The sequence below is a fragment of the Micromonospora sp. WMMD736 genome (assembly GCF_049179015.1).
GTDB lineage: Bacteria > Actinomycetota > Actinomycetes > Mycobacteriales > Micromonosporaceae > Micromonospora.
In genome coordinates this window covers 5,852,785-5,866,103 of record NZ_JBMHMI010000001.1, presented here as the reverse complement: position 1 = coordinate 5,866,103, position 13,319 = coordinate 5,852,785, and the positions used below count along the sequence as shown (strand labels likewise).

At 71.5% G+C, this 13,319-nt stretch carries 16 protein-coding genes; 1 reads left to right on the top strand and 15 read right to left on the bottom strand.

Annotated elements, in window-relative coordinates:
- Nucleotides 1–64 precede the first annotated feature (64 nt).
- On the top strand, nt 65–1,225 hold the full coding sequence (locus ACN269_RS26510) for a sulfite oxidase (protein ID WP_421474959.1): 1,161 nt from the start codon (nt 65–67) through the stop codon (nt 1,223–1,225).
- A 46-nt stretch (nt 1,226–1,271) separates the two neighbouring features.
- Here ACN269_RS26510 and ACN269_RS26505 read toward each other — a convergent pair whose 3' ends face one another.
- The 15 genes from ACN269_RS26505 to ffh all read right to left on the bottom strand — a co-directional run bounded on the left by ACN269_RS26505 (nt 1,272) and on the right by ffh (nt 13,283).
- Nucleotides 1,272–1,595, bottom strand: coding sequence for a DUF2469 domain-containing protein (locus tag ACN269_RS26505; RefSeq protein ID WP_018218957.1), 324 nt, complete (start codon nt 1,593–1,595; stop codon nt 1,272–1,274).
- Complete coding sequence (locus tag ACN269_RS26500; RefSeq protein ID WP_421474958.1) at nt 1,592–2,404, bottom strand: ribonuclease HII; 813 nt, start codon at nt 2,402–2,404, stop codon at nt 1,592–1,594. Before ACN269_RS26500 ends, ACN269_RS26505 begins: the two co-directional genes overlap by 4 nt.
- A complete protein-coding gene (locus ACN269_RS26495; RefSeq protein ID WP_421474957.1) occupies nt 2,398–2,955 on the bottom strand; it encodes an NUDIX hydrolase in 558 nt (185 codons plus the stop codon). Before ACN269_RS26495 ends, ACN269_RS26500 begins: the two co-directional genes overlap by 7 nt.
- Nucleotides 2,956–2,968: 13 nt before the next feature.
- Complete coding sequence (lepB, locus tag ACN269_RS26490) at nt 2,969–3,604, bottom strand: signal peptidase I (protein ID WP_421474956.1); 636 nt, start codon at nt 3,602–3,604, stop codon at nt 2,969–2,971.
- A 10-nt stretch (nt 3,605–3,614) separates the two neighbouring features.
- On the bottom strand, nt 3,615–4,484 hold the full coding sequence (lepB, locus tag ACN269_RS26485; RefSeq protein ID WP_421474955.1) for a signal peptidase I: 870 nt from the start codon (nt 4,482–4,484) through the stop codon (nt 3,615–3,617).
- A gap of 181 nt (nt 4,485–4,665) precedes the next feature.
- Nucleotides 4,666–5,022: a 50S ribosomal protein L19 gene (gene rplS, locus ACN269_RS26480; protein ID WP_421474953.1), complete on the bottom strand. Its 357-nt coding sequence runs from the start codon at nt 5,020–5,022 to the stop codon at nt 4,666–4,668.
- Between the two features lie 143 nt (nt 5,023–5,165).
- Complete coding sequence (gene trmD / locus ACN269_RS26475) at nt 5,166–5,939, bottom strand: tRNA (guanosine(37)-N1)-methyltransferase TrmD (RefSeq protein WP_421474952.1); 774 nt, start codon at nt 5,937–5,939, stop codon at nt 5,166–5,168.
- Nucleotides 5,940–5,950: 11 nt separating this feature from the next.
- Nucleotides 5,951–6,508 (bottom strand): ribosome maturation factor RimM, encoded by a 558-nt coding sequence (gene rimM / locus ACN269_RS26470; protein ID WP_421474951.1) that lies wholly within the window; start codon nt 6,506–6,508, stop codon nt 5,951–5,953.
- On the bottom strand, nt 6,508–6,741 hold the full coding sequence (locus ACN269_RS26465; protein ID WP_013284588.1) for an RNA-binding protein: 234 nt from the start codon (nt 6,739–6,741) through the stop codon (nt 6,508–6,510). Before ACN269_RS26465 ends, rimM begins: the two co-directional genes overlap by 1 nt.
- 1 nt (nt 6,742) lies before the next feature.
- Nucleotides 6,743–7,213 carry a 30S ribosomal protein S16 gene (gene rpsP, locus ACN269_RS26460; RefSeq protein ID WP_421474950.1) on the bottom strand — a complete coding sequence of 157 codons (471 nt, stop codon included), beginning with the start codon at nt 7,211–7,213 and terminating at the stop codon, nt 6,743–6,745.
- 230 nt (nt 7,214–7,443) lie between these two features.
- The gene (locus ACN269_RS26455; protein ID WP_421476578.1) at nt 7,444–8,064 is read right to left on the bottom strand and encodes a DUF402 domain-containing protein; all 621 of its coding nucleotides are present in this window, start codon (nt 8,062–8,064) and stop codon (nt 7,444–7,446) included.
- Between the two features lie 37 nt (nt 8,065–8,101).
- Nucleotides 8,102–9,508 carry a proline--tRNA ligase gene (proS, locus tag ACN269_RS26450; protein ID WP_421474949.1) on the bottom strand — a complete coding sequence of 469 codons (1,407 nt, stop codon included), beginning with the start codon at nt 9,506–9,508 and terminating at the stop codon, nt 8,102–8,104.
- A gap of 476 nt (nt 9,509–9,984) precedes the next feature.
- On the bottom strand, nt 9,985–11,064 hold the full coding sequence (locus tag ACN269_RS26445; RefSeq protein ID WP_421474948.1) for an amidohydrolase family protein: 1,080 nt from the start codon (nt 11,062–11,064) through the stop codon (nt 9,985–9,987).
- A gap of 18 nt (nt 11,065–11,082) precedes the next feature.
- Nucleotides 11,083–11,661: a Uma2 family endonuclease gene (locus ACN269_RS26440; RefSeq protein ID WP_421474947.1), complete on the bottom strand. Its 579-nt coding sequence runs from the start codon at nt 11,659–11,661 to the stop codon at nt 11,083–11,085.
- Between the two features lie 68 nt (nt 11,662–11,729).
- Nucleotides 11,730–13,283 carry a signal recognition particle protein gene (gene ffh / locus ACN269_RS26435; protein ID WP_421474946.1) on the bottom strand — a complete coding sequence of 518 codons (1,554 nt, stop codon included), beginning with the start codon at nt 13,281–13,283 and terminating at the stop codon, nt 11,730–11,732.
- Between the last annotated feature and the right edge of the window lie 36 nt (nt 13,284–13,319).

Sequence of the window (13,319 nt, the reverse complement as noted above, 5' to 3'; positions counted from 1 at the left end):
CTGGCGGAGGGCCTAGGCTGGGCCGCGTACGGCGGGTGCCGCCGTCTGCACCGGGGAGGCCCGCATGACCACTCTTGACGATCGGACGACGTCCCGCGCGGACGGCGTCGAGGGTTCCGGCCCGACCCTGGCCGACGTGAGCGGTCCGTCCCGGCTGGCCGAGCCGGACGAGGCGATCAGCGCCGACGAGTTGCAGCTGGCGGCCCGCAACCACGGCCTTCCGCTGGAGGCGCTGCGCTACGACGTCACCCCCGCCGGGCTGCACTACCTGCTGATCCACTACGACATCCCGGAGGTCGACCCGACGACCCACGCGCTCACCGTCGGCGGGGCGGTCGAGCGGCCGTTGACCGTCGGTCTGGCCGAGCTGCGCGAGCGGCCCCGGGTCACGCACCGGGTCACCCTGGAGTGCGCCGGCAACGGCCGCGCCCTGCTGCACCCCCGGCCGGTGAGTCAGCCGTGGCTGGTCGAGGCGGTCGGTAACGCCGAGTGGACGGGTACGCCGCTGGCGCCGCTGCTGCGCGAGGCGGGCCTTCGCCCGGACGCCGTGGACGTGGTCTTCACCGGCGCCGATCACGGCGTCGAGCGGGGGGTCGAGCAGGACTACCAGCGGGCGCTGCCGGTGGCCGACGCGCTACGCGAGGAGGTGCTGCTGGCGTACGAGATGAACGGCGCTCCCCTGCTGCCGCAGCACGGCGCACCGCTCCGGCTGATCGTGCCGGGCTGGTACGGCATGGCCCACGTCAAGTGGCTGCGTTCCATCGAGGTGCGGACCACGCCGTTCGACGGCTACCAGAACGCGGTGGCCTACCGGCTACGCCGCGACGCGGACGATCCGGGCGAGCCGGTCACCCGGATCGAGCCGCGTGCGCTGGTGCGCCCACCGGGCTTTCCCGATTTCATGACGCGCCGCCGGGTGCTGCCGGCGGGGACGTGCACGGTGGACGGTCGGGCCTGGTCCGGGCACGCGCCGGTGGTCGCGGTGGAGGTGAGCGTCGACGGCGGGGCGAACTGGGCGCAGGCCGAGCTGGACCCGGCGACGGGTGGCGAGTTCGCCTGGCGGCGGTGGCGGTACGAGTGGACGGCGACGCCGGGCCGGTACGTGCTCAGCGCGCGGGCGACCGACGCGTCCGGGCGGACCCAGCCGGTCGAGCAGCCGTGGAATCGTGGCGGCTTCGCCAACAATCTGGTGCAGCGCGTCGAGGTCGTCGTACCGGCCGAGTGACCGGTCGGTCAGCCTCGGGTGGGGGGCCCGGGGCGCGACGGGTCGGTCAGTTGCCGAAGCCGGAGTCGGCGGGCAGGGAGATGTCGGGCTTCTCCAGCTCTTCGACGTTGACGTCCTTGAAGGTCATCACTCGGACGTTCTTCACGAAGCGGGCGGGGCGGTACATGTCCCACACCCAGGCGTCGTGCATCTCGACCTCGAAGTAGACCTCACCGTCGGAGTTACGCACGTGCAGGTCGACCTGGTTGGCCAGGTAGAACCGACGCTCGGTCTCCACCACGTAGGAGAACTGGCGGACAATGTCGCGGTACTCCCGGTAGAGCTGCAGCTCCATCTCGGTCTCGTACTTTTCGAGATCTTCCGCGCTCATCGCACTCCGCCTTCCATGACCACATCTTCCCCCACGGGCGTCGAAGGCCGAGGCTGCTCGCCCAACGCCACGCCGACGGTACCCCCTGACGCCCCGGAGTGCCCCATCGGCTCGTCCGAGGCCGGGTCGACGGGTCGCCGGGCGCGCGGTGGCCGACCGTCGCGGCCGGAGACCGCGGCGACATTGACGTACGAGAAACGGTGCTCCCGGCACGGCCCGTGCTCCCGCAGCGCCGCGCTGTGCTCCGGGGTGATGTAGCCCTTGTGCTCGGCGAAGCCGTACGCCGGGTACGCACCGTCCAGCTCCACCATGATCCGGTCCCGGGTGACCTTGGCGAGCACGCTGGCCGCCGCCACGCAGGCGGCCACCCGATCGCCCTTCCACACCGCCAGCCCTGGCACACCCAGACCGTCCACGCCGAAGCCGTCGGTCAGCACGTACTCCGGTCGGGTGGTCAGCGAGGCGAGCGCCCGGCGCATCGCGGCCAGGTTGCACACGTGCAGCCCTCGGGCGTCGACCTCGTCGGCGGGGATGACCACCACGGCGTACGCCAGGGCACGGTCGACGACCTCGGCGTACACCCGCTCCCGGCTGGCCGGGGTGAGCAGCTTGGAGTCGGCGAGCCCGTCGATCTCGCCGCGCCGCCCCTCGGGAAGCACGGCCGCGGCGGCGACCAGCGGCCCGGCGCACGCGCCCCGACCGGCCTCGTCGGCGCCGGCCACGTGGCGGAAACCGCGCCGCTGCAACGCCCGTTCCAGCGCGTAAAGCCCGGCCTCCCGACGAACGACGGTACGCGGCGGGGTCAGCACGACGCCTCGTCGGCCGGCGGCAGCAGCCTGGCCAGCAGGTCGGGCAGCTCGGGTGGGTAGTACCGCTCGCCGCTGGCGGCCAACTCGGCGGGCCGCCACCAGCGGTGATCGGCGATGCTGCGCTGCTCCACGTCGGTGAAGCCGACGGTGTCGACCTGCCACGACGGCACGCGGAGCAGGAAGAAGTCCTGCTCCTGGCGGTACCAGTCGCCGTCGAAGGGGAACTCGGTGGCGTCCGACCAGACCGGCTCGCCCAGCTCGGCCGGATCGACCCGCAGCCCGGTCTCCTCGGCCAGCTCCCGCACCGCGCCGGACGCCGGAGACTCACCCCCGTCGAGCCCGCCGCCGGGAGTGAACCAGTAGTGGTGTTCCGGGCGGGCCGGGTCGAAGCCGTGGAACAGCAGGATCCGACCGGCCGCGTCGACCAGCAGCACCCGCGCCGCGCGTCGAGGGGTGTAGACACGGTCGGCGCGGTTCGCGCCCGCGGGGCTCACCAGCTCACTCCTCGCGCTCACCACACCAGCCTGCCAGACGGGCGGCCGATCGCCCATGCCCCCGCCCGTTCTACGGCTTGGGAATGCCGTCGAACTGGTCGGGCACGGTCAGCCAGGTGGCCCGGTTGACCGGCCAGAAGACGGTGAACGCCCGCCCGACCACCTCCCCCTCGGGGATCGTGGCCTCGGTGATGTTCTGGTTGGACTGCTGCCAGTGCTCGAGCGAGTCGCCCGAGGCGGACCGGTGGTCGCCCATCACCCACAGCCGACCCTTCGGCACGGTGATGTCGAACTCCTGGTCGGCCGCCTTGTCCTGGACGCCGTCGATCGAGAAGATGTACGGCTCGTCGAGCGACTTGCCGTTGATCATCAGGCGCTCCTGCGGGTCGCAGCAGACCACATGGTCGCCGCCGACGCCGATGACCCGCTTGATGAAGTCCTCGCCGTCGGGGTTGCCGCTCCACGCCGTGGGGGCCTTGAAGACGATCACCTCGCCGCGGTGCGGTGACCGGAAGTCGTAGACCAGCTTGTTGACCAGCACCCGATCATCGATCTTGAGAGTGTTCTCCATGGACGGGGAGGGGATGAAGAAGGTCTGCAGCACGAAGGCGCGGACCAGCACCGCGACCAGGATCGCCACACCCAGCAGGATCGGCAGCTCCTTCCAGAAGGAGCTACGCGGCTTGTCGGTCTGCTCGTCAATCACGCCAAGGAGCCTACGTTGCCGGGCCGGACGTCACCGTCCGGAACGCGCGGGAACCCCTCAGCACCACCGCCAAGGGGAGGATCAGCAGCACTCCGCCCTGCGGGGACGGGTGGGTCGGCGGCACACCGGCGGAGGCCGTGGCCGGGGCGGCCACGTCGTCGAAGGTCGCGGGCACCGACAGCGCCGCCCAGCGCGACGAGGGCCACACCACCATGAACGCCCGGCCGACGACGTTGTCGATGGGCACCGGCCCCTGACAGCGCGCGTCCTGGGAGACCTCGCGGTGGTCGCCCATGACGAAGATCTGACCCGGGGGTACGACCACCTCGTCGAAACGCCGGGAACGGCACTCCTGCGGGTTGGGCGGCAGGTCCAGTGGTGAGTCGCGCAGCACGTACGACTCGTCCAGCGGGGTCCCGTTCACGGTCACCCGCCCCTGCGAGTCGCAGCACTTCACGCGGTCACCGGGCACACCGATCACCCGCTTGATGAAGTCCTTCTCGCCGGGGCGGCTCACCCCGACCAGGTCCCCGACGGTCCGGCCGAGCTTGCCGGCGAACCCGGGCTCCGGCTGCTGGTCGACCTGCGGCGCCCACCGGTCGGTGCCCCGGAACACCACCACCTCGCCGCGCACCGGGTCACGGACGTCGTAGACGACCTTGTTGACCAGCACCCGGTCGCCGATCAGGAGGGTGTCCTCCATCGAACCGGACGGGATGAAGAAGGCCTGGAGCAGGAACGTGCGGATCAGCACCGCCAGGCAGAACGCCACCACCAGCAACAGCGGAAGCTCCTGCCAGAGGGGCATCTGTCGCCGAGTGCGGCGAACCCGCCGGCGCCACGGATCGACGGTGCCGTCCTCGTCAAGCGTCTGCACCACGCCACTCCCCGGTCCGCAGAAACACCACCGCCCGGGAGCCTCGTCGAGGCCCCACGGGCGGTTGTGGACGGCTGCCCGCCTCGTCGGCGGGGCCACCGCCTGACTGCGCCCGTACGACCAGGGTAATGCGGTCCGGTCGGTACGGCATACGCGCAGTTCAGGCGGCGTGGCGAGCGGGAAGTCAGCTGGGCTGCTTCTCCCGCTTCTCCTTGATCTTGGCCTTCTTGCCGCGCAGCTCGCGCAGGTAGTAGAGCTTGGCGCGACGCACGTCACCGCGGGTCACGACCTCGATCCGGTCGATGCCCGGGCCGTTGAGCGGGTAGGTCCGCTCGACGCCGACACCGAAGCTGACCTTGCGGACCGAGAAGGTCTCGCGCAGACCGTCACCCTGGCGGCGGATCACGACGCCCTGGAAGATCTGGACACGGGACCGGTTGCCCTCGACGACCCGCGCGTGCACCTTGACGGTGTCACCGGCACGGAAGTCGGGGATGTCGGTCCGCTTCGACTGGGCGTCAAGGGCGTCCAGGATGTTCATCGCTGCGTCCTCGTAAGGCTCACGGCGCACCGTCACTCGGTGCGCGGATGGGTGATTCTGATTCCCGGGTGGTGGCCGGCGGACCGACCCCGGTCGGGGATCCTCGCAGCCGCCCGCGGGCGCGGACGGATACGGCAACCTCCCTACTTTGCCACATCCCCCGGCGGTGGCTGAAATCCGGCCTGTTCCAGCGCCACGATGTCCCGTTTGTCGAGCCGCTCGGGGGGCAGCGCGGCCAGCAGGTCCGGACGTCGGGCCGCCGTGCGCAGCAGCCCCTCCTCGCGCCGCCAGCGGGCGATCCTGCCGTGGTCGCCGGAGCGGAGCACGTCCGGCACGTCGTGGCCGCGCCAGCTCGGCGGCTTCGTGTAGATCGGCGCCTCCAGCAGCCCGTGCGCGTGCGACTCCTCGTCCAGCGAGCCGGCGTTGCCCAGCACCCCGGGCAGCAGTCGGGTGACCGCCTCCAGCACGACGAGCACAGCGACCTCGCCGCCGAAGAGCACGTAGTCGCCGAGCGACACCTCGGTGACCGGCATCCGGGTGGCGGCGTGCGTCAGGACCCGCTGGTCGATCCCCTCGTACCGGCCGCAGGCGAAGAGCAGGTGCGACTCGGCGGCCAGCTCGTGGGCCATGGCCTGGGTGAACGGCACGCCGGCCGGCGACGGCACCAGCAGTCGGGGCGGCGCGGCCTCGGCCGGCGCGAGCGCGTCGAGCGCCGCACCCCACGGCTCGGGCTTCATCACCATCCCCGGGCCGCCGCCGTAGGGGGTGTCGTCGACCGTACGGTGCACGTCGTGGGTCCAGGTCCGCAGATCGTGCACGGCGAGCTGGAGTACGCCGTTGGCGCGGGCCCGACCGATCAGCGACAGGTCCAGCGGGGCGAAGTACTCCGGGAAGATCGACACGACGTCGACGCGCATGGGGGGTGGTCCTAAAGATCGAGCAGTCCGGCCGGCGGGTCGACGATCACGCGTCCACCGGCCAGGTCGACCTCCGGGACGATCGCCCGGACGAACGGGATCAGCGCGGTACGACCCTCTGGCCGCCGCAGCACCAGCAGGTCGGACGAGGGCGCGTGGTCGATGCGGGCGACCTCGCCCAGGTGTTCGCCGGCCGGGGTGACCACGGCGAGGCCCACCAACTGGTGGTCGTGGAACTCCTCCGGGTCCTCCGGAGGCTCGACGTCGGCGCTGTCCACCACGAGCAGCGTGCCGCGCAGCGCCTCGGCGGTGTTGCGGTCCAGGATCCCGTCGAAGGCGACCAGCAGCCGACCCTGGTGGAACCGGGCCTGCTCGATGGTCAGCTTTGCCGGCACCCGGAACGGCACGCCCGGCCCGTCGGCGGGCGCGGGCGGCGGAACCGCCCCCGGCTCAGTGCTGAGCACTGCGCCGGGGGCGAACCGTGCTTCGGGCTCGTCGGTCCGCACCTCCACGGTGACCTCACCGCGGATACCGTGCGGCTTGCCGACCCTTCCGACGACGAGCTGCATCAGTACGAGTCGACGATGTCGACGCGTACGCCGCGCCCACCGATGGAGCCGATCACCTGACGCAGCGCCTTGGCGGTCCGGCCGGACCGCCCGATCACCGTGCCGAGGTCCTCGGGGTGCACGCGGACTTCCAGCCGCTTGCCCCGACGGGAATCGACCATCCGGACCCGGACGTCGTCCGGGTGGTCGACGATGCCCTTGACCAGGTGCTCCAACGCGGGACGCAGAGGCATGTCAGGCCTGCTCACCGGCGTCGGCGGCGGGGGTCTCGGCCGGCGCCTCGGTCGCCGGGGCCTCAGCGGCCGGCGCCTCGGTGGCCTTGGCGGCCTTCTTGGCCGGCTTGGCCGGGGTCTCCGGGGCCAGCCCGGCGGCGGCCTTCGCCTCGGCCTCGTACGCCGCCTTGCGGTCGGCCCGCTCGGGGGCGACCTTCAGCGGCGGCGGGGCCGGCAGACCCTTGAACTTCTGCCAGTCACCGGTCAGCTCCAGCAGCCGCTGCACCGCCTCGCTCGGCTGGGCGCCGACGGACAGCCAGTACTGGACCCGCTCCGACTTGACCTCGATGACCGAAGGGTCCTCCTTCGGCTGGTACACCCCGACGAACTCGATCGCCCGGCCGTCACGCTTGGTGCGCGAGTCGGCGATGACGATGCGGTACTGCGGGTTGCGGATCTTGCCCATCCGCAGGAGCCGGATCTTTACGGCCACAGTTGTTTCGCTCCTGTTGCGATCTCACCAGCCCACGACGGGCGGTGTGCATGGGTGAGCGCCGACCGGCACAGTGGGGTTGGGCCGGAGACAACTCGGTGGACTGGCGACGCGCCCGGGTTAGAGGGCGCCGGACGCGCGCCGGATACCAGCGACCTATTCTGCCAGATCCGACGCCGATCATTCGCACCGGACCCGGACACCACGTCACCGGTGATCCGGAACACCTCTCAGCGCACCGGCGGGCGGTCCCACCCTGGCGGCAGTTCGTCCGGTACGTCCCAATCCGCGGGCGGGGTGAAGTCGACCCAGGTGCCGTCGAACGGGAACGCGCCGGCCTCGGCGAGCGCGATCACCCGCTCCCCCTCGGCGCGGACCGCCTTCTCGTCGGTCACCCAGTAGTCGGCGCCGAAGGCGAGCCGCTCGACGAACTCGTCCTCGTCCTTCCACTCCCAGCTCAGGTCCGGGCGTACCACCACGTCGAGGTCCTGGTCCACCACGTCGACGCCGGCCACCGGGCCGTCGTCCCAACGGACGCCGGGCTCCTCCAGGTTGACGTACCAGTGGGCGAACCGACCCTGCGCGTCCCGGAACCACCAGACCGAGTGCGCCGCCCCGGTGGGCAGGAACTTCAACAGCGGCGGACCGTTCCAGCGCCCGTGCGCCAACCGGTACGACGACGAGACCCACTGGGCGAACGGCATGGCCCGCATGTTCAGACCCGCCTCGGTGACCTCGTGGGCCACCGGCGAGTCCCGGGCGATCCAGACCAGCAGGCCCCGCTCGTCGTCGCTGACCACCCGCCCCGGGCGTACCCAGCCGATCCGGCCGTGTCGCACGTTGCGGTGCATGATCAGCCGACCCGGCTGGAACCGGTCGACCAGCACCTCAGTAGGCGCGGGCGAGGATGGCCACCAGGTCGGGCTCGTCCTCCGAGTCCGGCACCGAGCCGTCGGCCCGCAGCAGGCAGCGCACCGTCACGCCCTGCCCGTTCGCCTCGGCCTCGCCGGCCACGCCGACCGCCGACCACGGCACCCTGGCCCAGCCGGTGGCCGCCGCCTCGATCGCCTCGGCGAGGGTCGACACCTCCACCGTGCGGGACTGCCGGTGGGCCAGCGCCTGGTCGTGCAGCGCCTGCTGGTCGGCCTCCAACGCCGCGAGGACCGCGCCGACCACGTCGGCCACCGCGGTCGGGGACTTCGACCCATCGGTACGGCGTACCACCGTCGCGTTACCGGCGGCCAGATCGCGGGGGCCGACCTCGACGCGTACCGGATAGCCGCGCAGCTCGGCGTCGACGGCCCGGCGGCCGAACGCGGTGTCGGTGCGGTCGTCGAGCGCGACCCGGACACCGGCGTCGCGCAGGCCGTCGCGCAGCTTGGCCGCCGCTTCCGCGACGCCCTCGCCGTCCTTGACGATCATGATGTACGCCTGGATGGGTGCCAGCCGCGGCGGCACGCGCAGGCCGTTGTCGTCGCCGTGCGCCATGATCAGACCGCCGAGCATCCGCGTCGACGTGCCCCAGGAGGTCGTCCAGGCGTGCTCCCGGCCGCCCTCCTTGGAGGAGTAGCTGATGTCGAACGCCTGGGCGAAGTTCTGGCCCAGCTCGTGGCTGGTGCCCAGCTGGAGCGCCTTGCCGTCACCCATCATGCCTTCGCAGGTGTACGTGGCGGTCGCCCCGGCGAACCGCTCCCGGGCGGTCTTGAGGCCCACCACCACCGGGATGCCCAGCACGTTGACCATCAGGTCCTCGTACGCCTCGTGCAGGATCCGCCGCGCGTAGGCGCGGGCGTCCTCGCGGGTGGCGTGCGCGGTGTGCCCCTCCTGCCAGAGGAACTCGCTGGTCCGCAGGAAGATGCGGGGACGCAGCTCCCACCGGACCACGTTCGCCCACTGGTTGAGCAGCAGCGGCAGGTCCCGGTACGAGTCGATCCACTTGGCCATGAACTCGCCGATGACCGTCTCGCTGGTGGGACGCACCACCACCGGCTCGGCGAGCTGCTTGCCACCACCGTGCGTGACGACCGCCAGCTCCGGGGAGAAGCCCTCGACGTGCTCGGCCTCGCGCTTGAGGTAGCTCTCCGGGATGAACAGCGGGAAGTACGCGTTCTCCGCGCCGGCCGCCTTGATCCGGTCGTCCATCTCGGCCTGCATCCGCTCCCAGATGGCGTAGCCGGCCGGTCGGATGACCATGGTCCCCCGGACCGGGCCGTTGTCGGCCAGCTTCGCCTTGGCGATCAGGTCCTGGTACCAGCGGGGGAAGTCCTCCGCACGGGGAGTGAGCACGCGTGCCATGACCGCACATCCTATGCGCCGGGCGAGGCGCCACCGCGCCCGGGAGGCGTCGCGCCGCGCACCCCGCCCTTCACGAGGGCGCGGCGGGCCGGCCGGCGGCGCGCAGAATTCGACCATCATGACTGCGACGACGGGTGCCCCGCGCCCCGCGCCCCGCGCCCCGCGCCCCGCGCCCCGCGCCCCGCGCCCCGCGCCCCGCGCCAAGATCGTCACAACATCCCCGATGTTGCTGCCTCAGACGTGCCGGATGCAGCAACATCCCTGATGTTGCGCGGATCTTGGGCGGCAAGATCGTGCTACATCCCGGATGTAGTGGCATCCCGCGATGCCGAGGCCACTACATCCAGGATCGAGTGCGATCTTGCGCGGCACGGCGCAGCACGGCACGGCACGGCACGGCGCAGCACGGCACGGCGCAGCGCAACGTAGCGCAGACCAACGTGGCGCAGCGCAGCCCAAAGCGGCGCGGCAGGGGGTCAGCGCACTACTCGGCCGCGCAGGATGGTGCGGGACGGGGCACGGACGACCCGCAGGTCGTGGCGGGGGTCCTCGGGGTAGACGGTGAGGTCGGCGAGGCCGCCCTCGACCAGCCCGGGAAAGCCGAGCCACTCCCGGGCGCCCCACGAGGCGGCGGCGAGCACGTCCTCGGCGGGCAGGCCGGCGCGCTCGTGCAGCAGCAGCATCTCCTCGGCGGCCAGCCCGTGGTCGATGCCGCCGCCGGCGTCGGTGCCCACGTAGATTGGCACGCCGGCCTCGTGCGCGGCCCGTACCACCTCGGGGAAGCGGTCGCGCAGCGCGAGCATGTGTTCGGCGTACCCGGGGAACTTGGCTCGCGCCTGCTCGGCGATCCCGCCGAAGGTCGCAATGTTGATCATCGTGGGGACGAGGGCGGTGCCCCGGCGGGCCATCTCGTCGATCAGGTCGAGGCTCAGGCCGGTGCCGTGCTCCACGGAGTCCACCCCGGCGCGCACCATAATCTCGACGGCCGACTCGGAGAAGGTGTGCACCGCGGCGCGTACCCCGGCGTCGTGTGCGGCCCGCACGGCGGCGGTGAGGGTGTCCGCGTCCCAGGCCGGCGCGAGGTCGCCGACGCCCCGGTCGATCCAGTCACCGACCAGCTTGACCCAGCCGTTGCCGGCCTTCGCCTGGGCGGCCACCGTCGCGGCGACCTCGGTGGCGTCGACCTCCACGCCGATGTCCCGCAGGTAGCGCTTCGGGGGCGCGACGTGCCGGCCGGCGCGGGCCAGTCGCGGCAGGTCTGGTTCGTCGTCCAACTCGGGGTACGGGTACGGCGAGCCGGCGTCCCGGATCGCCAGCACCCCGGCGTCCCGGTCGAGCCGCGCCAGGTCACGGGCCTGGTCGAGCGAGGTGATCGGCGCGGCACCTCGGGCGATGCCGATGTGGCAGTGCGCGTCGACCAGACCCGGCAGGACGAAGCCGCCGTCCACGACGGTCTCCGCGTCGGGTACCGGGGTGAAGGTCACCCGGTCGCCGACCAGCCAGAGGTCCCGCACCTCGTCGTCGGGGAGCAGCACGCCGCGCACATGAAGGGCCATGCGCACAGTCCTACCCGATCACTCCTCGTCTGGGGCGAGCAGGTCGTTCTTCCGGCCGGTCAGCGCCGGCAGGTCCACGGAGACCTTCCACGGCCGCTCGGTGACGAACAGGTCCTCGGTATGCGCGACCTGCTCGTACTCGCGGTTCGCACCGAGCGCGTACTCGGTCAGCGTGACGCGCTCCTGCGACGGGTCCACCACCCAGTAGGACCGGATTCCGGCGTGCGCGTAGACCTTGGCCTTGTCGTACATGTCGCGGAAGCTGGAGGTCGGGGAGACCACCTCCACGGCGAGCAGGGCGTCCTCGACCGGAACGGACGACCGGTTGGCGTGCGTACGGCGGATGACGACCACGTCGGGGCGTGGCTCGTTGCGCCGGTCGACCCGCATCGACAGGTCGATGCTGACCAGGTAGTCCGGTGGACAGTTGACTTCGACGGCCAGCAGCAGTCGAACACAGAGATCTTGGTGCACGGCAGTCGGCGACGGCACGATCAACCTTCCGTTGATCAGTTCGTACGGAAGGTCCTTCGGCAGGTCACCGAGGTCGTCGACCGTCCACTCGTGCCGTTCGGGCAGGATCGGGGCCGCGGTCATGACATCTCCTTCCAGGGGGCGACATCACCCTAAGCGGCCGATCAGTCGCTCGCCGTTACCGACACGCGTCAGCGCGGGCCCTTGTCGCCGCCCTTGCCGAGCTTGTTGAAGTCGATCTTCGGCAGCTTGAAGCCGGGCGGGAGGCCCTGCCCCGCGGCGAGGTCGTTCGGGTCCATCCCCGGCGGGAGCTGCGGCATGCCACCCGGGAAGCCGGCCGGCATTCCGGCACCGGTACGCGGACGACCGCCGCCCTTGGTGCCCTTGCGCTTGTTCTTCGGCGACTTGGTCGCCTTGCGCCGACCGCCGCCGGGCAGGCCCATCATGCCGCCCATCTGCTTCATCATCTTCTGCGCGTCGGCGAAGCGGTTGAGCAGCTGGTTGACGTCCATCACGGTGACGCCGGAGCCGTTGGCGATGCGTGCCCGGCGGGAGCCGTTGATGATCTTCGGGTTGGTGCGCTCGCCCGGGGTCATCGACCGGATGATCGCGGTGACCCGGTCGAAGTGGCTGTCGTCCAGCTCGGCGAGCTGGTCCTTCATCTGCCCCATGCCGGGCATCATGGCCAGCACGTTGGCGATCGGGCCCATCCGCCGTACCGCGATGAGCTGGTCGAGGAAGTCGTCCAGGGTGAACTGCTCGCCGCCCATCAGCTTGGCGGTCATCTTCTCCTTCTGATCGGCGTCGAAGGCCTGCTCGGCCTGCTCGATCAGAGTGAGGACGTCGCCCATGCCGAGGATCCGGCTGGCCATCCGGTCGGGGTGGAAGACGTCGAAGTCCTCCAGCTTCTCGCCGGTGGACGCGAAGAGGATCGGCTGCCCGGTGACCTCGCGAACCGACAGCGCGGCACCGCCACGGGCGTCGCCGTCGAGCTTGGAGAGCACCACGCCGGTGATGCCGACGCCGTCGCGGAACGCCTCGGCGGTGCGGACGGCGTCCTGACCGACCATCGCGTCGATGACGAAGATGACCTCGTCCGGCGACACGGCGTCGCGGATGTCGGCGGCCTGCTGCATCATCTCGGCGTCGATACCGAGCCGGCCGGCGGTGTCGACGATGACGATGTCCCGGGCGGCACGCTTGGCGTGCTCGATCGACGCGCGGGCCACCTGCACCGGGTCGCCGGTGCCGTTGCCGGGCTCCGGCGCGTACACCTCGACCCCGGCCCGACCACCGAGCACCTGGAGCTGCCCGACGGCGTTGGGGCGCTGAAGGTCGGCGGCGACCAGCAGCGGCTGGTGCCCCTGGCCCTTGAGCCAGCGGGCCAGCTTGCCGGCGAGGGTGGTCTTACCCGAACCCTGGAGGCCGGCCAGCATGATCACGGTCGGCGGCTGCTTGGCGAACTGGAGCCGCCGCCCCTCGCCGCCGAGCACGTTGATCAGCTCTTCGTTGACGATCTTGATGATCTGCTGGGCGGGGTTGAGCGCCTGGGAGACCTCGGCGCTGCGGGCGCGCTCCTTGACGGCCGCGATGAAGCCCTTGACCACCGGCAGCGCGACGTCCGCCTCCAGCAGCGCGAGGCGGATCTCACGCGCGGTGGCGTCGATGTCGGCGTCGGTGAGCCGTCCCTTGCCGCGGAGCTTGGTGAAGATCCCGGACAGGCGGTCACTCAAGGTGTCAAACACGCGAACATCCCGTTTGTCAGTGTTCCGGCGGGCACA